This window comes from Actinosynnema sp. NPDC049800, from assembly GCF_040656635.1.
GTDB lineage: Bacteria > Actinomycetota > Actinomycetes > Mycobacteriales > Pseudonocardiaceae > Actinosynnema.
The window spans coordinates 16,284-39,488 of the sequence record NZ_JBFAMT010000021.1 but is presented as its reverse complement, the minus strand read 5'-3'; the positions used below and the strand labels follow the sequence as shown (position 1 = coordinate 39,488).

Sequence of the window (23,205 nt, the reverse complement as noted above, 5' to 3'; positions counted from 1 at the left end):
ACCAGCGGCCGGTGGCCCCGACGTCGACGTCAGCGCAGCGGTGGTGAGGCCAGCTTCGCCAGTTCCAGCGCCTGCTCCGGCCACCAGCGGCCGGCGGCCGGGCCGCCCTGGCACTCGCCGTCCGACTCACCGGGGCGCTTGATCCACAGGAACGCGTCCACCAGCGGGACGCCGGTGTTCGCCGTGGGACGTTCGCCGAGACCCCGGCCCGGCGGGTTGCACCAGTCGGTCTCGCCCTCGCCGGGCGTGTAGTGGCCGCGGCCGTTGCGGCTCGTGTCCAGCACGAAGTGCGTCATCTTCGCCTTGAGCACGGGCATCGCGTCCAGCTCGTCGTTGGCCGGGCAGGTGGTCGCGCCGGCCTTCGTGCGCAGGTGGATGCACTTGGAGACGCGCGTGCCGTACTGGACCAGGTCCTCGGTGAAGCGGTAGTTCGAGGTGTTGAGCGCGAAACCGTCCGCTCGCGTGACGCCGCCCTGGAGCAGTCGGTTGACGATGCCCAGCTGCTGGCGCGGCTCGCCGTAGCCCGCGTCGTAGTCGTTGAGCGCCTGCCACGCGGAGTGCCCGGCGTCGAGGTAGACGCGGGTGTGCTTGCCGCGCTTGAGGGTGTCCACCGCGTGGTTGATCTCGCGGAACCGCTGGGGCACCAGCTCGGCGTCCGGCCCGATCGTGCACCACGGCTCGCTGGTCAGCAGGGCCAAGCCGTCCGGCTCGACCACCACGACCGCCTTCTCGTCACCGATGCCGGCGGCGAAGGCGTCGATCCACTCCTTGTACTCCTGCTCGCTGCGCGCGCCGCCCGCGGACCACTGCGAGCAGTCCCGGTAGGGCACGAAGTACGCCACGAGCACCGGCACCTGGTCCTTCGCCCGCGCGGCGCGCACGACGTCGCGCACGTTCTGCCGCACCTGCTCCGCGCCCGCCGTGGTGAACCAGATCGCGGTGGGCTGCGCGGCCACGCCCGCCATCAGGTCGGCGTCCGCGGTGCGCCCCTCGGCTCGCCACTGCTCGGCCTGCCGCGCGGCGTTGCCGTCCGGTTCGACGTAGAACGACGTGCCCTTCGGCAGGTGCGGCGGTCCCGAAGCCGTCACCGTCCCCTGGGCACCGGCACCGCTGACGCCGATCAACACGCACACGGCGGTCGCCGCCAGGGTCAGCCCGACGCGCCGTCGTCTCGGTCCGCTGTTCACTCGACCACTCCTCACGGAGCGCTGCTTGGGAGCGCTCCCAACCGGCCGCAAGCATGCGTCCTCATGAGCTGCATCACAACCCCCGGTCACGTGTGCGGGCCCCGTTTCGTGATCCGGTCGTTACCTGGACGGGTGCTTGTCGCCGTTCGAGTTGTCGGCGACAGCGGCGGGGTCTACCTCTGGAACGGTGATCACCACCGTTGCGGCCGCGGTCTGCGCACTGGCGCTGGGCCTGTTCTTCAACTGGTTGTTGAAGCGCCGCCGCCACATCGAGCCCGGCGAGCCGATCACCAACAGCGACCTGACCAGCCCGATGGAGACGCTGGCCGTGCTGCTCCTGGCGTTCGTGCTGGTGGTGGCCGCCGAGTCGTACAGCGCGGCGGACGAGGCGGCGCGCGTGGAGGCCAACGTGGTCGACCACTTCTTCGAGGTCTCCGAGTTCGCGCCGGAGCCGGCCGGGCAGGCGTTGCAGGGCTCGACCGTCTGCTACGCCCGCGCCGTGCTGACCCACGAGTGGCCGAACATGGAGGAGGGCTCGGGCACGTCGCCCAAGCCGAGCGTCTGGAGCACCCGGTTCCGCGCGGTGTTCAAGCAGCTGGGGGCGGCGGACCCGCTGTTCGAGACGTTGGTCGAGACGGACGCGCGGCGTTCGGAGGCGCGCAGTGAGCGGGTGGCGCAGTCGGTGCCCGCGATCCCGGAGATCCTCTACTGGTTCATGGTGGTCACGCTCGCGGTCACCGTGATGGCGTTCGCGTTCAACCTGCCCGCGCGCAAGCGCGCGGTGGAGGTCGCCACGCTGGTGGTGCTGACCACGCTGTTCACCCTGAGCCTGCTGCTCATCCGGGACGTCGACCGGCCGTTCGCCGGGGTGATCAGCGTGTCGTCCGACGCGATGCGCGCCGCCGCGGACGACATGGCCGAGGACTACGCCGACGTGTACGGCGCGGACACCTTGCCGTGCGACGAGACGGGTGACATGCGCCCCGGGGCTTGATGGTTGGTCCTTGGTGTCGGTGCGGTGCGGCGGTGTCCGGGGGTGGGTTCGGCTGCAGGTCCCCGGTGGTGGCCGATGGTTTGTGGTCGTGGGGTGGTGTGCGGGCGGTGGGTGCGGAATGGTCGCTTGGCGGGTGGCCGTTTCCGGCCAGGTCGGGAGCGGGCGGTGGGTCCCGTGTCGACGATGGGGCCGTGAGACGACTCAGCGCTGTGCTCGCGGCCGTCGCGTTCGTGGCACTGTCCACACCGGACGCCCACGCCGCGCCGCCGCCGGGCGCCTGCCGCGACCCCGAGCCCGCCCGACCGCCGATCAAGGAGCTGCCCTGGGCGCAGCAGGCGCTCGACGTGACGCGGGCGTGGCCGCACAGCACCGGCGGCGGCGTGCTGGTCGCCGTCGTGGACACCGGGGTCGACCGCGACCACCCGCAGTTGAGCGCGGCGGGGAAGGTGGCGCGCGGCGAGGACTTCTACCTGGTCGGTGACTTGCCCGGCGACTTCGACTGCGGTTCGCACGGCACCGCGGTGGCGAGCATCGTCGCCGCCGATCCGGTGGCGGGGGTCGGCTTCCACGGGGTCGCGCCCGGTGCGCGGGTGTTGCCGGTGCGGGTCGCGGACCGGGACTTGGACGACACGGGCGCGGTGAACGCGCTCGACCCCGTCGTGCTGGCGCGTGGCATCCGGTACGCCGCGGACCAGGGGGCGAAGGTGATCAATTTGTCGATGTCCGGGCAGGAGGACGACCAGCACGTGCGGGACGCCGTGGCGCACGCGGTGGCGAAGGACGCGCTCGTGGTGGCGGCGGCGGGCAACCGGCAGCAGGACGGCGGCGTCCGGCTGGCGTCGTTCCCGGCGGCGTACGACGGTGTGCTCGGCGTCGGCGCGATCGACATCGCGGGCGACCGGGTGTCCGGCTCACAGCTCGGTGACTACGTCGACCTGGTCGCGCCGGGCAAGGAGGTGGCCGGCGCGACCCGGGCGGGCGGGCACACGTACTGGCAGGGCACGAGCTTCGCCGCGCCGTTCGTCGCGGGCACGGCCGCGCTGGTGCGGGCGGCGTGGCCGGAGCTGACGGCGCCGGAGGTGGCGCGTCGGTTGTTGGCGACGGCGAGCCCGGCTCGTGGTGAGGCTGCCGCGTACGGGGTCGGCGTGGTCAACCCGTACCGGGCGGTCACCGACGGGTTGACCTCGGCTACGCCGGAGGTCATGCCGGTGGTGGTCAAGCCGGTCGAGGATGCCGACGTGGCGCGTGAGCGGGCTTGGTGGCGGGCTGCGGTGGCGGGTGCGCGTGGGCAGGTTGTGTGGGCGGCCGGGGCGGTGATCGCGGCTGTCGTGATCGCGTTCGTGCTGGTCAACGGCCGCCGTCGGCGGTGGACGCCGGTCCGGCTCGACCCGTTGCCCGATGGGCCGCCTCCGGCAGAAGTACCGGATCAGGTGTTCCTGTTCCCCCGTTGAGGTGTGGGGACGGCGGCCGCGGAGGTAGGCAACAGTGGCTGCGGAGGATGGGGACGGGGGCTGCGGGGATAGGGGCGGCGGCTGTCGAATTGCGGGGAGGGCGGTCGGGCCGCGAGGGCTTCGGCAAGATTGCGAAAAAGGCGGCCGGGTTGCGGGAAGGGCGGCTGGGTTGCGGCAAAGGCGGCGGGGTTGCGGAGGGTGCGGCGGGGTTGCGGAAGGTGCGGCTGGGTTGCGGGAAAGGCGGCTGGGTTGCAGGTATGGAGGTTGGGTTGCGGGAGGGGGATCTGCGGCCCTGTGGGGAAAATTGCAGGGTTGCGGAAAGAGTCGGTGAGGTGCGGAAAGAGTGGGTGAGGTGCGGGAGGAGTAGGTGAGGTGCGGGAAGTCGAGGTGTGGAAAGGCCCCGGCGCCGGGGAGCGTCGGGGCCTTTCCGTGTGCCTGCTCAGATTCCCGTGCTGCCGACCCGGGCCACGGCCGAGCCGAGTGCCTGCTGAAGTTCGGCGTTGGCCTTGTCCACCCCGCCGCGCAGCGCCTGCAGCATGGCCTGCTGCGCGGTCGACACCTGGTGCCACGCGGCGCTGATCTCGCTGAACTGGCCACCCGCCTGGTCGAGCCAGTCCGCCGAGGTGGCGCCGGCGGTGGTGCGCCAGGTGTCCATCTCCTGCTCGACCCTGGCGACCGTCGAGGCGATCTGCGCGGCGAGCCCTTCGAGTTGGGCGAAGTTGCCCTTGATGAGCATGTCGTTCCTCTCCTGGTCCGGCTCGGCGGTCAGCCGAGCGCGCCGCCGAACGGGCTCGCGCCCTGCACGGCGTTCAGCCCGGACGCCGAGGCCTGGTCGGCGTTGAGGTAGGTGTTCGAGGAGAACCTGGTGTTCTCGCCGAGGCTGTTGAGCGCCGTGGTGAGCCGGGCGATGCCCGCCTCCCACTGGGCGTGCGCGGAGTCGAACGCGGGCCGCGCGGTGCCCTCCCACGCGCCCTTGAGCGCGTCCACGGTGGGACGCAGCGACGCCCGGTGCCCTTCGATGTCACCGGACACGGTGGCCGCCATCGCGGCGGCCCGCTCCAGTGTCTCGGTGACACCGTGAAGTTGGTCCTGCACTCCGGTTCTCCTTTCCCCTGGTTGCCGATCGGCGCTGCCAAGCGAACCGCGCGGGGCGGGGCCGGCGGCGGCACGCGGCACGTTCCTGCCACCACCGCCCGCCGACCGTCCACCCGGCACCACCATCGGTCCCGACACCGACGAAGGGGGAGCCGGCGTGGCGACCGTGGTGGTGACGAGGCCCCGGCGCAGGCCCGCGCCGGAGATGCCGTCCGGCGAGCTGGTGCTGGAGGCGCCGCCCGAGCTGCCCCAGCCCGCCGCCCGCGCGTGGACGCAGCTGGTCGTGGTGCTGCCGATGGTGGCGATCATGGCGGCGATGCTGCTGGTGTTCGGCGGCGGCACGAGCGGCGCGCTGCGGTTCGTCGTGTTCGGGCTCTTCGGCGTGGCGATGCTGGCGATGGTGCTGGTGTCGTTGCTGAACAACAGCGGTCCGAGCAAGCGGGAGATGGCGCAGGCCCGGCGGTCGTACCTGCGGAAGCTCGCGCAGCACCGGGTGCGGGTCACCCGGTCGATCCGCCGCCAGCGCGACGCGCTGGCCCACCTGCACCCCGAGCCGGACGCGCTGCTGACGCTCGCCGCGTCGGACCGGCGGTGGGAGAGGCGCCGGTCCGACGCGGACTTCGCCGTCGTGCGCGTCGGACTCGGCCCGCAGAGCCCGGCGCTGGACCTCGTGCCGCCGGACACCGTGCCGCTGGAGCGGCTGGAACCGTTGTCCGCCTTGGCGTTGCGGCGGTTTCTGACCACCTACGCGACGGTGGCCGACCTGCCGCTGGCGCTGGCGTTGGCGGGGTTCGGCGTGATCCACCTCGGCGGCGACCGGGAACGCGCGGTGGCGTTGGCGCGGGTGGTGCTGGCGCAGCTGGCGGTGTTGCAGGCGCCGGACGACGTGCGGGTGGCGGTGTGCGCGGACGACGCCCGGCGGCCGTTGTGGGAGTGGGTCAAGTGGCTGCCGCACGCCCTGCACCCCGACCGCGCCGACGCGGTGGGACCGGTGCGGCTGGTGACCTCCGGCGTGGTCGCGCTGGAGGCGTTGCTGGACGACCTGCTCGCCGACCGGCCCCGGTTCGACCCCGACGGCGCGCGGGGCACGGCCGGGCCGCACCTGGTGGTGGTGCTGGACGGCGGCGCGGTCGCGGGTTCGGACCACCTGATGACCGGCGGCGGGGTCGAGGGCGTGACCGTGCTGGACCTGTCGTCGTCGCTGCCGCGCGTGCCGGAGCGGGGGACGTTGGCGTTGGAGGTGTCCGGGGACGGTGTGCTGAGCGCGCGGACGGTGGAGGGCGACGTCGAGCTGGGTCGCGCCGACGTGCTCGACCTGCCCTCCGCCGAGGCGCTGGCCCGTGAGCTGGCGCCGTTGCGGCTGACCGCGGGCAGCGCGGGCGAGCAGCCGCTGGCGGGTGACACCGGTCTGGAGGACCTGCTCGACCTGGGCGAGGTGTACTCCTACGAGCCGGGGGAGAACTGGCAGCCGCGGCCCAACCGGGACCGGCTGCGCATCCTGTTCGGCATCCGCGAGGACGGCACGCCGGTCGAGCTGGACCTGAAGGAGTCCGCGCAGGACGGCATGGGGCCGCACGGGCTGCTCATCGGCGCGACCGGGTCGGGCAAGAGCGAGCTGCTGCGCACCCTGGTGCTGGGGCTGGCGCTGACGCACCCACCCGAGTCGCTGAACTTCGCGTTGATCGACTTCAAGGGCGGCGCGACGTTCGCGACCCTGGACCGGTTGCCGCACACCAGCGCGGTGATCACCAACCTGGTCGACGAGCTGCCGCTGGTCGACCGGATGGCCGACGCGGTGAACGGCGAGCTGGTGCGCCGCCAGGAGCTGCTGCGCGCGGCGGGCAACTTCGCCTCGTTGCGCGACTACGACCGGGCGCGTGCGGCGGGCGCGCCGCTGCCCGAGGTGCCGACGCTGCTGGTGGTGTGCGACGAGTTCAGCGAGCTGCTGTCGGCCAAGCCCGATTTCGTCGACATCTTCGTGCAGATCGGGCGGTTGGGCCGGTCGCTCGGCGTGCACCTGCTGCTGGCCAGCCAGCGGTTGGAGGAGGGCCGGTTGCGCGGGCTGGACACGCACCTGTCGTACCGGATCGGGTTGCGCACGTTCTCGGAGCTGGAGAGCCGGACCGTGCTGGGCGTCACGGACGCGTTCAGCCTGCCCCGCGCGCCCGGCCACGGTTACCTGAAGTTCGGCACGGAGCCGATGGTGCGGTTCCGGTCGGCGTACGTGTCGGGGGTGCACCGCAGGCCCGGGACGGGTGTGGCGGCGGGCTCGGTCGAGGTGCCGGGGATGGCGCTGTTCACCACCGACTACGTGGCGCCGCCGGTCGTGCCCGTGGCGGACCCGGTGGACGAGGACGCGGTGGGCGAGAGCCTGCTGGACATCCTGGTCGACCGGTTGGCCGGTCGCGGCACGCCCGCGCACCAGGTGTGGCTGCCGCCGCTGGACCGGTCATCCACTTTGGACGAACTGGTGGGGGCCCTCGGCACGGATCCCGTGCGCGGGCTGTGCCCGGTGGACGCGCGGCGCAACGGCGGGCTGCACGCGGTGGTGGGCCTGGTGGACCGGCCGTTCGAGCAGCGGCGCGACCTGCTGGAGCTCGACCTGTCCGGCGCGGCCGGGCACGTGCTGGTGGTGGGCGGGCCGCGCAGCGGGCGCAGCACGGCGCTGCGGACGGTGGTGGCGAGCCTGGCGCTGACCCACACGCCGGCGGAGGCGCAGTTCTACTGCCTGGACTTCGGCGGCGGGCTGCTGGGCGCGTTGCGCGGGCTGCCGCACGTCGGCGGGGTGGCGGGCCGGCAGCAGGCGGGCGCCGTGCGGCGGACCGTGGCCGAGGTGGCCGCGGTGCTGGAACGGCGGGAGCGGCTGTTCGCCGAGCACGACGTGGACGGCATCGCGGGGTTCCGGGCGCTGCGGCGCGAGGGGCGGTTCGCGGACGAGCCGCACGGCGACGTGTTCCTGGTGATCGACGGCTGGCAGACGTTGCGCAAGGAGTTCGAGGACCTGGAGGACGTGGTCTCCGACATCGCGACGCGCGGGTTGTCGTTCGGGGTGCACGTGGTGGGCGCGTGCGCGCGGCCGTTCGACCTGCGGCCGGGCATCCGGGACCTGTTCGGCAGCCGGGTGGAGCTGCGGTTGGGCGACCCGATGGACAGCGTGGTGGACCGGCGCAGCGCGGCCGCGGTGCCCGAGGGCGCGCCGGGGCGCGGCATCACGCCGGGCAAGCACCACCTGCTGGTGGCGCTGCCGCGGATCGACGGCCGGTCCGACGTGGACAGCGCGACGCCCGCGCTCGGTGAGCTGGTGGACGCGGTGGCCGCGGCCTGGCCCGGCCCGCCCGCGCCCCCGGTGCGGTTGCTGCCCGGCCGGGTGGCGCAGGCCGACCTGCCCGCGGTCGACTCGGACCTGCGGTTCGCGATCGGAGTGGCCGAGCACGACCTGGGGCCGGTGCACCTGGACTTCGCGGCCGACGCGCACTTCCTGGTGCTGGGCGACGCGGAGTCCGGCAAGACGTCGTTCCTGCGGTTGCTGGCCCGTCGGATCGTGGCCAACCGCACGCCCGAGCAGGCCAGGCTGCTGGTGGTGGACCACCGGCGGGGCCTGGTCGGCGACGTGCCGGACACCCACCTGCTCGGCTACGGCGGCGACACGTCGACCACCACGCACCTGATGTCGGAGGCGGCGCGGGCGATGGCGGCGCGGCTGCCCGGCCCGGACGTGACGGCGGAGCGGTTGCGCGCGCGGAACTGGTGGACCGGACCGGAGCTGTTCGTGCTGGTGGACGACTACGACCTGGTCGCGACCGGCCTGGACAACCCGTTGCTGGCGCTGCTGCCGTACCTGCCGCAGGGACGTGACATCGGGCTGCACGTCGTGCTCACGCGGCGGACCGGTGGTGCGGGGCGCGCGCTGTTCGAGACGTTCGTCGCCAGGCTGCGCGACGTCGGTTCGCCGGGGCTGATGCTGTCCGGCGACCGCAACGAGGGGCCGCTGCTCGGCGGCCTCAAACCCGAGCCGCTGCCACCGGGGCGCGGCCGGCTGGTCGACCGGCGGCGCGCGCCGTCGCTGGTGCAAGTGGCAGATCCGGACCGAGGGAGTAATCGGTGATCAACGGGACGAGCGAGGGCATGGCCGGGTTCCGGCCACGGCCCTTGGACCTGACGAGAGTGGCGTCGCTGGCGGTGCCGGAGGGCTGTGGCGGCGGGGTGCTGGAGTGCCCGCCGTTCCAGGCGGCCGACGAGGCCTCGACCACCGCGCTGACCATGTACCTGACCGCCGTGGACCAGGAGCTGGACCGGTGCCGGGAGATCGCGCTGGCGTGCGCCGAGGACTACGTGCGCGGGGACGGCGTCGCGGCCGAGGCGCTGGTCCGGGCGGGCGAGACCGCGCCGCTCGGGCCCGCGCCCGAGTTCGTCGAGGCGGCCCGCCTGGCGGGCATCACGCGTCGTGGGCCCGGCCGGTTGCCGGCGGGGATGTCATGAGCTACGCGGGGATGTCGCTGGAGCAGATGGACGCGATGGTGCGCAAGGAGGTCAGCCACCTCCCGCGGTTGCGGCTGGCGCGCCGGATGTGGGTGGAGGCGCGGGACGAGCTGGCGAGGTCCGGCGCGTCGCTGGGCCAGGAGATCGCCACCATCGCTCCACAGTGGACCGACCAGGCCGGTGACCTGTTCGTGGCACGGGCGTCGAAGGCGGAGCGCGGGATGGCCGAGTGGGTCGCGCGGATCGACGCGGCGCAGCCGTGGGTGGCGTTGGACAAGCTCGTCGAGGACATCCCGGAGGCGCAGGAGTTCATCGCGAGGTGCCTGCTGACGCAGAAGCAGCTGATGGCCGACCTGAACTCAGGTGGCGCCGGGTCCATCGAGGGCCAGTTCGCGGAGTTGCAGCAGCGGGCGGCGGCGCGGATGGCGGAGCTGGGCAGGCTGTTCACGGAGGCGACGAACGCCGTCCAGGCGGCCGGGCAGGGCGCGGGCGTCACGTCGGCGGGCGGCGGTGGTGGTCCTGAGGCCACGGGCGGCGGCCCCGGTGGCGGTCCGGCCGGTGGTCCCGGTGGCGGTCCCGCGGGCGGTCCGGCCGGTGCTCCGGCGGGCGGCGCGGCGGGTGCTCCCGCCGGTGGTCCGGCTGCCGGCGGTGGGGCGGCCGGTGGTCCGGCCCTGTCCGGTGGCGCGGTGGCCCCGCCGAAACCGCCGTCCGTGCCACCGCCGGTGGACCTGCCGCAGACCCGTCCGACCACGGCGCTGCCGCAGTTCCCGGTCGCGCCGCCGGGCGTCGCGCCGGCGTTGTCCGCACGCGGTGTCGGCGGGCGGGGTGTCGGAGGGGCGGGCCTGACCGGTCAGTCGGGCGTGCCGATGATCCCCCGGGCGGCGAAGCCGGGCACGGTCTCGGCCGTCGCTTCGACCCCGCCGCCACCACCCGCGTTGCCGGTGGCGGGCACCACGTCGACGTCCCAGCCGGCGACGCGGGGCGGCGTGCCGCCGATGGTGCCGCCGATGTCGGGCGCCGCGCAGCCCGCTTCCGGCAAGCCGAAGCCGGGCGAGGCGCAACGCCCGCCGGCCGGCCGGGGACGTGCGCGCGTCGGCACGCCGGGAGTTCCGGAGGCGTTGCGGGGCAGGGCGAGCACCGGTGGCGTGCTGCCGACCCGGACCGACCGGCGGCGGACCGCCGAGGCGGACGCGCTGGACGAGGAGCTGTGGCAGACCGAGGAACCGAGGTCGCCCCTGACCGGCCGCTGACCGGGACGCACCGCACCGCCCGTCGCCACGAGCGACGGGCGGTGCGCTGTGCTGTCGTCGGGGCTCAGGCGCGGCGGAGGGCGGCGGCCGGGTCGAGCGGGGAGCCGTGCGGCACGCGGGAGACCAGGCTCACCGGCAGCCGCACGGGTGTGATGTCCTCGTACCCCAGCACTTCCAGCAGCTCACGGCTCGCCAGCGAGTGGGCGCGACCCTGGTCGGTCACCAGCGCCACCGTGCCCACGGGGGCGTCCGGGCCCGGCATCACCTCGACCACCGCCGCACGGCCCGGCGGCACCACGACGCGGTCGGCGAGCGGCGTCCCCGTTCCGGTGCGGCGGGCGGTGGCGGTCATCAGGGGGTCCGGGTCCGGCAGGTCGGGGTCCACCACGAGCGTGGGCGGCGCAACCTCCCCGTCGAACGCCGCGCACAGCGCCGAGCCGTCCACCGCGGCGAACTCCGGCCGCGTGGTGGGCGGCTTGCCCGGCCCGGTCGCCACCGGCGGCCCCTGCTTCGCCTGGCCCGCCACCACCAGACCCAGCGGGATGCCGACCGGCTGCCCGCCGTCGTAGGCCTGGGCGGTCGGCGGGAAGGCCCGTTGGACGTCGTACTGCAACTGCGAGATCGGCCGCAGCGCCTCCGCCTCGGCCAGGTAGTGCTGGACCTCGCCACCGGACGTCTCGACCACCAGCAACTGGCCGATCCGAGCGCCCGGCGCCGCCTTGGACGCCGCACCGGTGTCCGGCAACGCGATCGGCGCGATCGGCTCGCCCGCCGGCAGCACGTCGACCAGCGCCGAACCGACCCTGGCCCGCGGCTGCGACCGCAGCGCCAGACCCACCGCCACCGCGTCGGCCTCCTTGATCCGGTGCCGGAAACCACGCAGGAGCAGGTACTGGTCACCGGTGTCCGGCACCTCGACCAGCAGCGCCTCCGACGACAGCGCCCGCCCGCCCGGGACGCCGCCGCCGACGACGAGCACCGAGTCGTTCACGGTGGCGCCGGTGACGTCCGCGCGGGGCTGGGAGCACATCGTCCAGCCGCCGGTGAGCAGCCGGGCCGGGCCGGGCAGCGAGTCGGGCGCGTCCGCGATCCCGATCCGCGGACCGCGCGGCACACCGGCCAACGACTCCCGTGACACCGTGCGCGTGTCCGCGTGCTTGCCCAGCGCCAGCAACGCCGACACGTAGTTCGCCACCGGGTGCAGCCGACCGTCCAGGTACACGTGCCGCGCGCCGGTCTCCTCCTCCACCACCACGAACTCGCCGCGCCACGCCGTGCTGCCGCCAGGCGACACCATCCCGTACACCCCGAAGCCCGCCAGCACGACCACCGCGATCGCGATGCTCCCGAACGCCGCCACCACCGACCGGCGGAACGGCGGCTGCTCGGGATCGCTCTCGCCGGTGACCAGCGCCGACACCACGCGTTGCAGCAGGAACTGCTGCGCCTGCACCTGATCCCGGTTCGACGCCACGCCTCAGCCCCCCAACCCGCGCAGGTACCCGTACAGGCCGAGCACCGCGCACACCACCGGCACCACCGAGATCACCACGACGACCTCCAGCAGCTCCGCGTACCGCGACAGCCGCGCGTTCCGCTTCACCCTCACCAGACCCACCACGATCACGAACGCCCCGAGCCCGATCACCGCCGGTCCCGTCGGCAGGGCCGCCAGCACCGCGACGCCGGCGCCGAGCAGCGGCCCCCGTTGCCGCACCGCCGGGTACAGCCGGGCGCGCAGCAACAGCCCCACCCCGAGCACGCCCAGCAGCACCTGCGCCCACACGTCACCGCGCGTCAGCAGGACCGCGCACGCCACCACCACGACCGCGCAGCCCGCGAGCATCCCGGTCAGCAGCCCGTCGGCGCGCACCACCGCCTCGCGCACCGCCGCACGCGCCGGTCGCGGCGGGTCGGCGAGCAGGTCGGCGGGCGTGCGCGGCAACGTCGGCAACGGCACCCGGCCCAGCCGGATCGCCAACGGCGCGCACAGCGGTGAGAACACCAGCGCCGCCCCCGCGACCACCGCGGCCGCTCCGACGCCGGTCAGCACGTCCGCCGCCAACCACGCGCCGCCCGCGCCGAGCAGCGCCGCCGTGATCGCGCCGGTGAACCACACCGCCTTCTCCGCCACGCCGATCAACGCGAGCACCGCCACCACCGCGACCGCCGAGCACGCCGTCAGCACGTGCGGCGCGCCGAGGCCCGGTCCGACGCCGACGAACAGCACGCCGCCGAGCCCGGCGAACGGCAGCGCCGACGCCGCCACGACCGCGCCCGCACCCGCGTCGCCGAACGCCCGCGCGCACGTGACGCCCGCCGCCAGCAGCAGCGCGGCCAGGCCCCACGACCACCACGGCGAGCCCAGGGCCGCCATCGGCACGACGCCGAGCAGCACCAGCAGCCCGCCCGCGAGCAGACCGGCCCGCCGGGTGTGCCGGGGGCCCCAGGTGCGGCCGAGACCGGACGCGATCACGTCGACCAGGTCGTCGTACTCCAGCTCCGGCCACTCCGTGCGCCGGTGCGCCAGGTGCAGCACCTCGCCGTCGCGCACGCGGTGCGCGGCGAACGTGCGGCCGGGTTCCAGCGGCGTTCCGTCGGGTCTGCGCAGCAGCCAGCCGTCGTCGGCGGGGGGTTCGCCCGCGTGCTTCACCAGCCCCGGCAGCACTTCGGCGACCGACGAGTGCTCGGGCAGCGCCAAGTCGATGCGCCGGTGGGGTGCGGCGATCGTCACCCGCACCAGCCCTGTGGTGTTCATGCGCGCCACGATGGACCGGCCGCGCCGCCCGTGGTCGTCGTGCGGCAGCTACCGGACACGCGGCGGGGCGGCTGGACGCGGTGCGGCACCGTGGGGACAATGAGCACCGCGATGGCCAATCCTCAGGGCAACCACCTCGTACCGCTGGGCAAGGGCCCGGTGGCGACGGTGTACGCGGGCGCCGGGATGGCGTACAAGGTGTTCCCGGTCGCGCTGGACCGCCGCACGCGTGCCGCGCTGGAACGTGAGATCGGCAAGTGGCGGCGGGTGCCGTTCACCCCGGTCGTGCGCGGGGTGGAGGAGCTGGCCGACGGCGTCACGGCGGTGTGCTCCGAGCTGTGCCGGCACTCGCTGGCGGCGCGGGTGCGGCACGAGGGCGCGTTGCCGGTGGCCGAGGTGCTGGACCTGGGGCAGGTGCTGGCGGAGGCGTTGGCCGCCGCGCACGCCGCCGGGCTCGTGCACGGCGGGGTCACCGCGACGAACGTCCTGTTCCGCCCGTCCGGCGAGCCGGTGCTGGCCGACGGCGGGCTGGTGGCGCGCCGCGCGTTCCCGGCCGACCCGCCGGTGGACTTCGCCGCGCCGGAGACCGTGCGCGACGCGGTGCGCGACGCGCGGACCGACCTGTACGGGCTGGGCGCCGTGCTGTACCTGGCGTTGACGGGCGAGGTGCCGTACCCCGGGCGGATGGGGGAGCGGGCGGAGGAACACCTGCTGCGCGTGCTGGGTGCTGCGGTGCCGGAGGTGACGCGCGCCGACCTGCCCGCGGGCCTGGCCGACCTGGTGCGCGCGCTGCTGGCGGGGGAGCCGGAGGCCCGTCCGACGGACGTGGCGGCACGGCTGGCGGCGATCGCCGGTGTCGGCTTCGACGACTTCGCGGACACGACTTACGCACCGGCCCCCGGCCCGTCGTTCACGATGCCCGCCGCCGGGTCGGGCCCATCGCCTTACGCACCACCGGCATCGCTTTCGCCTTATGCCCCGCCGGTGGCGGAGCTGCCTTTCACCCCGCTGCCGGGCCACGTCCCGCCGGCCGAGCCGCCTTTCGCCGCGCCGCTGGGGCCTGTCGCGCCCGCTCCGGGCGACGTGTCGGCTTTCGGCGCGCCGGGTCACGCCTTGCCGGTTGAGTCGCCGTTCGGCCCGCCGCCGGGAGGTGCGGAGTCCGCGCCGCTCGGCCAAGTTCCGCCGGCGCACATACCGCCTGCACCGGCCCCCGAGTCGCCGTTCGGCCCGCCGCCGAGCCCCGGCGCGCACCTGCCCGCGCACGAGGTGCCGCCCGCGATGCCTCCCCGCCCGGCCGCCTCACCGATGGTCGAGCGCTTCCTCTCCTCGACACCACCCGCGGCCGACCTGCCGCCGGAGCCCTACCTGGCCGTTCCGCCCGCGCCGCCGGTGCGGATGCCCCTCGCCGAGGTGAAGCCGACCGGGAAGAAGACCGATCGGACCGGGCGGATCGGGCTGGTGGCGGGCATCGTGGGCGCGTTGGCGCTGTTCGCCGCCGCGCCGTTCCTCCTCCTCGGCGAGGACGAACCACCACCCGCACCCGCGGCGCCCACCATGAACACGCCCGACGGCAACGGCGGGGTCCAGATCGAGCTGGAAGTGGTCGAGGACGCCGGCGACGAGGTGCGGCTCGCCTGGCGCAGCTCGGCGAAGCTGGACTACGTCGTGATCGTCGCGCCCGAAGGCCAACCCAACCGGGCGACGGTGCAGTTGCGCGAGCAGACCACGCAGATCCCGGTCGAGCCCGGCCGCAAGTACTGCTTCGAGGTCCAGGGCACCGATCGCGACAACGTCTACGTCAGCCAGCCCAAGGGCATCCGCGACGCGGTCTGCGGCAGGTAGCCCGGTACCGGCTCAGTACCGGAGCAGCGCCCGCAACCGCGCCTTCAGCGGACGACGGGCCAACCCGGACCGCACCGCCCGCACCGAGGCCCACGCGTGCACCCGCGCGTCGACCGGCGCACCCGACCACATCGTGGCGTCCACCGCCATCGCCAGGCCCGACAACGCGTCCACTGTGGACCGGTCGACGACCGGCCGCGCGGCCACCGCGGCGTCCCGGACCGTCATCGCCGACGTCACCGCCACCCCGTGCCGCCGCAGGCGATCCCGCACCTCGGCCCACGCGTCCGCCACCGTCCCGGAACGCCGCCGACGCCACGACCGCACCCCGGCGACCAGCGGCACGCCGACCAACCACCCCGCCGGCGGCACGACGACCAACCACAGCAACGCCCCCCACGGCACCCGCACCGGCGGGGCGACGTCGCCGGCGCCCGGTGGCGGCAGCACGGGCGGCGCCAGGTCCTCCACCGGCGGCAGCTGGTCGCGCGCCTCCTCCGTCACCTCGGCCAACCCCGCCGAAGCCGAGGACACCCGCGCCGACCCCGTCGGGTCCAGCGCCACCCACCCGACACCGGCCACGGCCACCTCGGGCCACGCCATGGCGTCACCGTTGCGCACCACCGACTCGTCACCAGACCCGGCGAACCCGACCACCAGCCGCGCCGGGATCGCCAGCAGCCGCGCCATCGCCACGTAGGCCGCCGCGAACTGCTCGCTCGTGCCGCGCTTGTCGACCAGCAGGAACCGCTCCAACTGCGGCCAACCGTGCCCGGTCGGCAGGTCGCCGGACGTCACCAGCTCGTACTCGCGGCGCATGAACTGCTCCAGCACCAACGCCGTCTGGAACGACGACCGCATGCCGGCCACCGCGTCCCGCGCCACCGCCTCCACGCCGGCCGGCACCGCGCCGACACCGGCGAACCCGCCCGGCGCGGCCGGGTCGATCGCCTTGCCCATCAACGACACCGGGTCGACCCGCGGCTCCCACCACGTCACCGTGTACGTCGAAGGCCGCTCCGCCAGCAACGTGCCACGCGCGGGGTCGACCAGCGCGTCCACCCCGTCCACGGCGGCCGGACGCGGCTGGCTCGGCAGCCAGGGACCGCCCAACGACCCCAGCAGCTCCACCCGCGCCGACCGGGTGACCGAACCGCCGACGTCGTCCGGCAGCCCCGCGCCCATCCGCCGCAGCTCGCCGCCGGGCGTCCAGTTCACCCCGTCGAACTCGTCCAGCACCGCGATCGGCCACCGGTCCACGGGCTCCGCGTCGGCCGACGCGTACTCGAACACCGGCGTAGACGGGTCGGCCAACCGCGACGCCACCAGGTCCAGCGGACTGGCCACCCGCGGCGACGCGAGCGGCGCGGACTCACCCGTCCGCAACGACCAGGCCGGACCCGTAGACACCGCACCCAGCGCCACCGCGCCGACGACGCCCAGCGCGACGGCCGCCCACGGCACGTCCCGCGCCACGACCACCACACCGCACGCCGCGAACGCGAGCGCCGCCAGGATCGCCGCCACCCCACCTGCCGCCGCGTAGGCCTGGCTCAACACCACCACACCCAACGCGGGCACGAGCGAGACCAGCGGCGCGCGCAGCCGCAGCAGCAGTTCGACCCCGAACACCGCGGCGGCCAGCACCAGCAGCGGCACGAACACGACGACCTCGGGCTCCGGCCGCGCCGGCCACGTCGTCTGCAACGCCAGGCGCCACGACCCCGTCACGCCCGAGAGCACCGCCGACGGGTCGGCGCGCAACGCCACGAGCAGCCCCGCCAGCCCCGCCACGGCCGCCGCCACCGCACGCCACGCCTCACTCGACCGCAACCACAACGTGACGCCCAACGCGGGCAGCAGCGCCGCGCCGACCGGCAGCAGCAACGCGCCGACCCCGAACACCGGCCCGAACAGCAGACCCGCCACCGCGGCGGCCGCGTACACGGCGACCGATCCCCGCACGACCACGCTCACCCCACCGCCTCGTTCCACCGCCGCACCGCCCGTTCGGCGTCCGGCGCCCAGATCACCCGCGCGTCGGCGACCTCGCCGGGACCGCCGAGCGAGAACACGACATCGGGCCGCAACGGCGCGATCGCGTCCAGCGGACCCGCGGTCACCACCACCAGGCTGCCGGGCGGACGGGACGGCAACGCCGACCCCGGCCGCACGTCCAGCACGCACAGCTCGTCCATCAACCGCCGCGCGCCCACCACACCGCCCCGCACCGTCACGTCCACCCCGCACGGCGTCAGCAGCCGGCCGTGCCGACCGGCGACGACACCCGCGTGCAGCAGGGACGCGGCGATCTCCACGGCCTCCTCGAAACCCTTGGCGTGCCGGGTGTCCAGCAGCAGCGTGAACCGCGGCTGGTCGGGGTCGGCGTAGTCGCGCACCATCAGCTTCCCGGTCCGCGCGGTCGCCTTCCAGTGCACCAGCCGCACCTCGTCGCCGGGCACGTACTCGCGCACCTCGCGCAGGTCCAGCGAGCCGCGCGGGGACTGGTCGGTGGTCGGGCCGTCGTGGTGGTGCCGCCGGTAGCCGCCCGCGAACGGCCGCGCCGGGTGCAGCCGGGGGTGCACCCACAGCGTCACCGTGTCGCCGGTGTCCACCAGGTTGCGCACCAGGCCGAGCGGGTCGGCGCGTTCGATCGCCAGCGGGCCGACGGTGTGCCTGCCGCGCGACGTGGTCGGCAGCTCGTACCGGTACACCGCGTCCGCCCGCACGATTACGGCGCGCACGTGCGGACCGCACCGGTCCCGCGCGGTGAAGCCGCCGCCCGCGTGCCGCACGTCCAGCCGCGCCAGCGCGGGTTTGCCGCGCTCGACCCGGTCGGGGTAGACGTCACGCCGCACGTCGACGCGCGGACGACGGGCCGCGACGAGGAACGCCGCCAGCACCGCGCCCACCGACAGCCCGGCCAACGCCTGGAACAACGGGTAGCCGGCCACCAGACCGCCGACACCGCACAGCAGGGCCACGACGAGCACGGCGACGCCGCGCCGGGTCAACCGCACCGGTCAGCCCGCCGCGAACGGTGCCGCGACCGTGCCGAGCACCTCCGCGACCACCTCGGCGGGCCGCCGCTGGTTCAGCTCCGCGTCGGGCGTCAGCACCAACCGGTGCGCCAGCACCGGCTCGGCCACGGCCTTGATGTCGTCCGGCGTCACGAACAGCCGACCCTCGGTCGCGGCCAACGCCTGCGCCGCCCGCACGAGGGCGATGCTGCCGCGCGGGCTCGCGCCCCAGCGCACGGCGGCGTGCTCCCGGGTGGCCGCCGCGAGCCGCACGGCGTACTCGACGATCGCGGGCGCGAGGTGCGAGCCGCGGACCTCGGTGATCGCCTCGCGCAGCGCGGGGACGTCGATCACCGGTTCGAGGTCGTCCGGCCCGACCCGCGCGGCGTCGCTCATCACCACCAGCACCTCGGCGGCCAGGTCCGGGTACCCGACCGACAACCGCATCAGGAACCGGTCGAGCTGCGCCTCGGGCAACCGGTACGTGCCCTCCATCTCGATCGGGTTCTGGGTGGCCACCACCAGGAACGGGTGCGGCACCTCGTGCGCCGTCGAGTCGACCGTGACCCGCCGCTCGCTCATCACCTCCAGCAGCGCCGACTGGGTCTTCGGCGTGCCCCGGTTGACCTCGTCGGCCAGCACCACGTTGGCGAACACGCCGCCGGGGTGGAACTCGAACCGCTCGGTCTTCTGGTGGTACACGGTCACACCGGTGACGTCGCCCGGCAGCAGGTCGGGGGTGAACTGGATGCGGCTCCACGTGCCGCCCACGCTGCGCGCCAGGCAGCGCGCCAACGTGGTCTTGCCCAGGCCGGGCACGTCCTCGACGAGCAGGTGCCCCTCGGCCAGCAACGCGGCCACGGCCAACCGCACCACCTCGGGCTTGCCGCGCACGACGCGCTGCACGTTGTCCGCGATGGCCTGGTACGCCCGGGTCGCCTTGGGCGCGGTGGGGTTGGGCACGGTCACCGGTCCTCCCAGTACAAGCGGTTCGAGGTGACGCCACCGGCGACCACCCACACCTCTTGGCCGACACCGCTGAAGGCGAACCGGCTGGTCGTCTTGTTGCCCTGCGCGTCGGTGCGGGTGCCGTGGCCGGTGTTGAACTGTCCCCACTTGGTCGAGTAGGGGATGATGTCGTAGTCGGTGTTCGGCGCGAACCCGCGCATCTCGATGTGGATCAGCGAGCAGTCCGGTGGTTCGCAGCCGTCGTTGCTGTCCGCGCCGCGCGAGATCGTGATCGTGGGCACCTGGAACGGCGTGGCGCTCGCCTGGGAGCCCGGACCCCGGCCGGCCGAGTTCTGGGCGGTCACGGTGAACGTGTACGCGGTGCCGTTGGCCAGGCCGTTCGCGGTGAAGGCGCGGGTGCCGCCGCCGACCGTCTGCGCGCCGCCGTTCCACGAGACGTGGTAGGCCGTGACCGGCGCGCCGTTGTCCGGAGCCGCGCCCCAGGCCAGCGACGCGGTGCCGTTGCCCGCGGTGGCGGTCAGGCCGCTCGGCGCGCCCGGCGGGCTGGCCGGCACCACCGGCGGCGGTGGCGGCGTCTGCCGGCGGGTCGGCTGCTGCGAGGTCGGCAGCGGGGCCTGTGGCTGGGTGCCGACCGGCTGGTCGGTCGTCTGGGTCGTCGTCTCCGTCGGCGACTGCCCTCGGGACGCGGACAGCTGCGTGCCGTTCACCGGCACCGGCGTCACCTTGCCCTCGGGGTCGACGATGAGCACGTGCTTGCCCTCGCCGCTCTCGACGTAGACGCGCGTGTCGTCGCCCTTGGTCAACCTGGGCGTGCCGCGCTCGGCGGGCACGGGCGTCTTCTGGTGCTTGCCGCCGGTGCTGTCGTAGGTGTGCAGCGTGCCGTTGCGCTGGTCGAGCACCGCCACGGTGGTGCCGGTGGTCAACGGCGCGGTGTAGTCGCCCGGCTCCAGCTGCACGACGACGGTCTCCGCCGGCGGGCGGTCGCCGACCACGTCCGCGCTGTCCACCAGGTGCAGCTTGCCCCTCGGGTCGAGCACCGGCACGCGGCCCGCCACGTCACCGGGGCCGATCTTCGCGTCGTCGGGCACGTCCGCGCCGAGCGGCCTCATCCGGCTCATGTCCTCGGCCAGGTGCATCGTGTCGGACGTGGTGTCGACGAACACCGGCTTGTCGGCGACGACGGACAGCCCGCCCGTGTGCCCCTCCGCCACCGTCGCCGGGCAGGACGGCGCGGTGGTGCCCGGCGACAACCGGCACAGCCGGCCGCTCTGCGTGTAGTGCAGCCACACCGTGCCGTCGGGGGTGGCCACGGGGTTGCCCAGCGGCTCGTTGGTCGAGATCGGTTCCGCGTGGTCGGTGCCGAGGCGCACCACCTTGCCCGCCTCGCGGTAGACCAGGTACGGGCCGCCCGCGACCTCCAGCGCGACCGGCACCTCGTCGTCGGTCGGCGCGGCGGTGGTCCCCTCCACCCGCAGCGTGGACTTGCCGAACTCGGTGTACTTGCCGCGCCCGACGACGTAGCCGCTGGTGTCGCTCTGCACCACCAGGCTGCCCCGGTCGGCGCCCGGCACGGCCACCTCGGCGTTGACCTGCTTGGTCGAGCCGTCGACGTGGAACACCTTGCCCAGCGCCGAGTTCAGCACCCAGTGCCCCGGTTTCAGGAACTCCAGCTCCGGCACGCCCGACGCGCCACCGATGGCCAAGCCGACCACGGTGAGGCTGGCCGCGGTCAACAAGGCGACCGGCGCCCGGCCACGCCACTTCGCGGATCTCCCCATAACACCGACCCCCTAGTCTGCGATCACGTAGCGTATGGCACCCGATACAGAAACGGTCCAGCCCTTGTCTCGTTCCCGGTTCCTGCTGCTCCTCGGCGTGCCGGCGCTGGTGGTGGTGCTCGTCCTCGCGGTCGTGCTGACCGGCGAGCGCGACGTCCCCGTCGCCGAGCTGCCGCCGACGCCGACCGTCGTCGCCACGCTCAGCCTGGAACCCCGGCTGCCCGAGGCGGGCGACGAGGTCGTGGTGCGCGCCTCGGTCGCCGCCGACCGGCCGATCACTGTGCGCGCGCTCACCGTCCAGGTGGTGCAGCGCTCCACCAACACCTCGCACGACTTCGACGAGATCCGCGACCACGCGGTCGGCACGACCACGCAGGAGATCGCGTTCCGGCGTTCCTTCGACACCCCCGGCCGGTACACGTACTACCTCGCGTACCGGTTGGACGACGACTGGGTGCGGCTCAAGCCGTGGGAGACGTTCACGGTCCGCTGACCGGCAGGGACAGCTCGAAGATCGCCCCGCCCTCCTCGGCGTTGTAGACCCGCAGCGTGCCGCCGTGCGCCAGGGCGACCCAGCGCACGATCGCGAGCCCGAGCCCGGCGGACGCGCCGGAGGTGGTGAACCGGTCGAACACGCGCTCGGCCGCCTCCGGGTCGATGCCCGGCCCGTTGTCGGCCACCGTCACCCGGCCGCCCGCGACGGTGATGTGCACCTTCGCGTCGCCGTCCGGGCGGCGACCGTGCCGCAGGGCGTTGGCCAGCAGGTTGCCGATCGCGCGTTGCAGCAGGGTCGGGTCGGCGTTGACCATGGTCGGCGCGGCGGCGACGGTGACCTCGACGTCCGGCGCGGGCGTCTCCTCGACCACCACCGCGACGAGCTGGTCCAGCCAGATCGGCTGGATCGCCAGGTGCTCGACGCCCGCCGCCAGCCGGGCCCGGACCAGCAGGCCGTCGATGATGCCGCCCATCCGCGCGGCCAGCCCCACCGTGCGCGGCAGCAGTTCGGCGTGCTGGTCGGGGTTGCGCATCGCGGTCTCGGCCAACGCGCGCAGCGCGGCCACCGGTGTCCGCAGGTCGTGCGCGGTTTCGGCGAGCAGCACCTCTTGCTGCTCCAACGCCGCCGCGGCGGGCCGGATCGCGCGGCCCGACAGCACGTGCCCGGCGAGGCCGAGCGCGATCACCAGGACCAGGCAGCCGCCGACCACGCGCCACACCGTGCCGAGGTGGCGCGCCCGTTCCGGGGCGAGGTCGGTGTAGGCGACGATCGCGCCGACCACCTCGTCGTCCGCGGTCTTCACGGGCTGGGCGCGGACCCGCAGGCCGTCCTTCGGGCCGGTCACCAGGACTTCCTGGCTCACGGCGGTGGTCGCGAGGGCGCTGAGCACGCCCATGTCGGCGTTCACGCAGGTGCGTTCGCTGCGGTGGCTGCCGAACTCGCGGGTGGCGCCGCCGGAGAGGATCACGAACTGGGGGCAGTTGCGGTTCACGGGGTCGCCCACGAGGTCCGCGGTGATCAACGAGTCGTCGTAGTCGATGAGCCTGCTCACCACGTCGGTGACGCGGTGCAGGTCGGCGTCCAGCTTGTCGATGCCCTGCTCGCCGTCGTTCTGGATCACCAGGATGGCGAACACCAGCAGCCCGGCGGTGTTCATCGCGGTGAACAGCACGGTGAGCAGCCGTCGCAGGCTGCGCAAGCGCGCCGCGGAGCCGCTCGCGCCGCCGCTCATGCGGCGCCCAGCCGGTAGCCGTGCCCGTGGACGGTGTGGATCAGCTCGGGCCCGTGCAGCTTGCGGCGCAGTCTCTTGATCACGGCTTCCACCACGTTGGCCATGGGCTCGTCGTCCCAGCAGTGCTCGATCAGGTCGGTGCGCGTGACCACCTGGCCGACGTGCGCGGCGAGGTACTCCAGCACCGCGAACTCCAGGCCGGACAACGACAGCAGCACGCCGGCGCGGCGCACCTCGTGCCGGATGCAGTCCACCTCGAGGTCGGCGTGGCGCAGCACGGCCGGCCGGCCGACGCCCGCGCGGCGGCACAGCTTGTGCACCCGGGCGGTCAACTCCTCGACGGCGAACGGTTTGACCAGGTAGTCGTCGCCGCCGTGGGCGAAGCCCGCCACCCGGTCGCCGACGGTGTCCCGCGCGGTGAGGAAGAGCACCGGCGTCGTCCAGCCGCGTGCGCGTTGTCGCTGGACGTAGTCGATGGCGTCGTCGTCGCCCAGCATCCGGTCGAACACCACGCACGCGTAGTCGGTGCGGGCGAACGCGCGATCCGCGGCGGGGACGTCGGCCGCGGTGTCCACGTCCAGCCCGGCGCCGCGCAACTCGGCCGCCACGGCGACCCGGAGGTTCTCGTCGTCCTCCACCACCATCACCCGCATGT

18 protein-coding genes are annotated in these 23,205 nt (G+C 74.4%); 7 read left to right on the top strand and 11 right to left on the bottom strand.

Annotation, left to right across the window (positions count from 1 at the left end):
* Positions 1 to 29 precede the first annotated feature (29 nt).
* The gene (locus AB0I91_RS23695) at positions 30 to 1,187 is read right to left on the bottom strand and encodes a glycoside hydrolase family 6 protein (RefSeq protein ID WP_499638850.1); all 1,158 of its coding nucleotides are present in this window, start codon (positions 1,185 to 1,187) and stop codon (positions 30 to 32) included.
* A gap of 187 nt (positions 1,188 to 1,374) precedes the next feature.
* On the opposite strand from AB0I91_RS23695, the gene AB0I91_RS23690 reads away from it, so the two are divergent.
* Together AB0I91_RS23690 and mycP are read left to right on the top strand one after the other, a co-directional pair.
* The gene (locus tag AB0I91_RS23690; protein WP_499638848.1) at positions 1,375 to 2,181 is read left to right on the top strand and encodes a bestrophin-like domain; all 807 of its coding nucleotides are present in this window, start codon (positions 1,375 to 1,377) and stop codon (positions 2,179 to 2,181) included.
* 191 nt (positions 2,182 to 2,372) lie between these two features.
* On the top strand, positions 2,373 to 3,632 hold the full coding sequence (gene mycP / locus AB0I91_RS23685; protein WP_499617711.1) for a type VII secretion-associated serine protease mycosin: 1,260 nt from the start codon (positions 2,373 to 2,375) through the stop codon (positions 3,630 to 3,632).
* A gap of 439 nt (positions 3,633 to 4,071) precedes the next feature.
* On the opposite strand, the gene AB0I91_RS23680 is transcribed toward mycP, so the two are convergent.
* Both AB0I91_RS23680 and AB0I91_RS23675 read right to left on the bottom strand, forming a co-directional pair.
* Positions 4,072 to 4,368, bottom strand: a complete 297-nt coding sequence (locus AB0I91_RS23680; protein WP_230571209.1) for a WXG100 family type VII secretion target — start codon at positions 4,366 to 4,368, stop codon at positions 4,072 to 4,074.
* A 29-nt stretch (positions 4,369 to 4,397) separates the two neighbouring features.
* On the bottom strand, positions 4,398 to 4,727 hold the full coding sequence (locus tag AB0I91_RS23675; protein WP_230571210.1) for a WXG100 family type VII secretion target: 330 nt from the start codon (positions 4,725 to 4,727) through the stop codon (positions 4,398 to 4,400).
* A gap of 157 nt (positions 4,728 to 4,884) precedes the next feature.
* Between AB0I91_RS23675 and eccCa the strand changes: the two genes are divergently transcribed.
* Genes eccCa through AB0I91_RS23660 form a run of 3 tightly spaced genes read left to right on the top strand, consistent with a single transcriptional unit; the run spans position 4,885 to position 10,456 of the window.
* A complete protein-coding gene (gene eccCa / locus AB0I91_RS23670) occupies positions 4,885 to 8,832 on the top strand; it encodes a type VII secretion protein EccCa (RefSeq protein ID WP_499638846.1) in 3,948 nt (1,315 codons plus the stop codon).
* Positions 8,829 to 9,206: a hypothetical protein gene (locus tag AB0I91_RS23665; protein WP_498775672.1), complete on the top strand. Its 378-nt coding sequence runs from the start codon at positions 8,829 to 8,831 to the stop codon at positions 9,204 to 9,206. The genes eccCa and AB0I91_RS23665 overlap by 4 nt, the downstream gene beginning before the upstream one ends.
* Positions 9,203 to 10,456 carry a hypothetical protein gene (locus tag AB0I91_RS23660; protein WP_499638844.1) on the top strand — a complete coding sequence of 418 codons (1,254 nt, stop codon included), beginning with the start codon at positions 9,203 to 9,205 and terminating at the stop codon, positions 10,454 to 10,456. The genes AB0I91_RS23665 and AB0I91_RS23660 overlap by 4 nt, the downstream gene beginning before the upstream one ends.
* A gap of 64 nt (positions 10,457 to 10,520) precedes the next feature.
* Here the strand turns inward: AB0I91_RS23660 and eccB are convergent, their stop codons facing one another.
* Complete coding sequence (gene eccB, locus AB0I91_RS23655; protein WP_499638842.1) at positions 10,521 to 11,930, bottom strand: type VII secretion protein EccB; 1,410 nt, start codon at positions 11,928 to 11,930, stop codon at positions 10,521 to 10,523.
* Between the two features lie 3 nt (positions 11,931 to 11,933).
* A complete protein-coding gene (gene eccD, locus AB0I91_RS23650; RefSeq protein ID WP_498775666.1) occupies positions 11,934 to 13,214 on the bottom strand; it encodes a type VII secretion integral membrane protein EccD in 1,281 nt (426 codons plus the stop codon).
* A gap of 99 nt (positions 13,215 to 13,313) precedes the next feature.
* Between eccD and AB0I91_RS23645 the strand changes: the two genes are divergently transcribed.
* Positions 13,314 to 15,056, top strand: coding sequence for a serine/threonine protein kinase (locus tag AB0I91_RS23645; RefSeq protein ID WP_499638840.1), 1,743 nt, complete (start codon positions 13,314 to 13,316; stop codon positions 15,054 to 15,056).
* A gap of 12 nt (positions 15,057 to 15,068) precedes the next feature.
* Here AB0I91_RS23645 and AB0I91_RS23640 read toward each other — a convergent pair whose 3' ends face one another.
* From AB0I91_RS23640 to AB0I91_RS23625, 4 genes are read right to left on the bottom strand one after another with little or no spacing between them, the layout of a single operon-like run.
* Positions 15,069 to 17,033 (bottom strand): transglutaminase TgpA family protein, encoded by a 1,965-nt coding sequence (locus tag AB0I91_RS23640; protein ID WP_499638838.1) that lies wholly within the window; start codon positions 17,031 to 17,033, stop codon positions 15,069 to 15,071.
* Complete coding sequence (locus tag AB0I91_RS23635; RefSeq protein WP_499638836.1) at positions 17,030 to 18,076, bottom strand: DUF58 domain-containing protein; 1,047 nt, start codon at positions 18,074 to 18,076, stop codon at positions 17,030 to 17,032. Before AB0I91_RS23635 ends, AB0I91_RS23640 begins: the two co-directional genes overlap by 4 nt.
* A 3-nt stretch (positions 18,077 to 18,079) precedes the next feature.
* Entirely contained in the window at positions 18,080 to 19,045 is a 966-nt protein-coding gene (locus tag AB0I91_RS23630; protein WP_499638834.1) for an AAA family ATPase, read from the bottom strand.
* Positions 19,042 to 20,823, bottom strand: a complete 1,782-nt coding sequence (locus AB0I91_RS23625) for a fibronectin type III domain-containing protein (RefSeq protein WP_499638832.1) — start codon at positions 20,821 to 20,823, stop codon at positions 19,042 to 19,044. The genes AB0I91_RS23630 and AB0I91_RS23625 overlap by 4 nt, the downstream gene beginning before the upstream one ends.
* A gap of 64 nt (positions 20,824 to 20,887) precedes the next feature.
* On the opposite strand from AB0I91_RS23625, the gene AB0I91_RS23620 reads away from it, so the two are divergent.
* Positions 20,888 to 21,316, top strand: coding sequence for a hypothetical protein (locus AB0I91_RS23620; protein WP_499617717.1), 429 nt, complete (start codon positions 20,888 to 20,890; stop codon positions 21,314 to 21,316).
* Here AB0I91_RS23620 and AB0I91_RS23615 read toward each other — a convergent pair.
* Positions 21,303 to 22,550, bottom strand: coding sequence for a sensor histidine kinase (locus AB0I91_RS23615; RefSeq protein WP_498775654.1), 1,248 nt, complete (start codon positions 22,548 to 22,550; stop codon positions 21,303 to 21,305). The genes AB0I91_RS23620 and AB0I91_RS23615 overlap by 14 nt on opposite strands.
* Entirely contained in the window at positions 22,547 to 23,203 is a 657-nt protein-coding gene (locus AB0I91_RS23610) for a response regulator transcription factor (protein ID WP_498775652.1), read from the bottom strand. The genes AB0I91_RS23615 and AB0I91_RS23610 overlap by 4 nt, the downstream gene beginning before the upstream one ends.
* Positions 23,204 to 23,205: the final 2 nt, after the last annotated feature.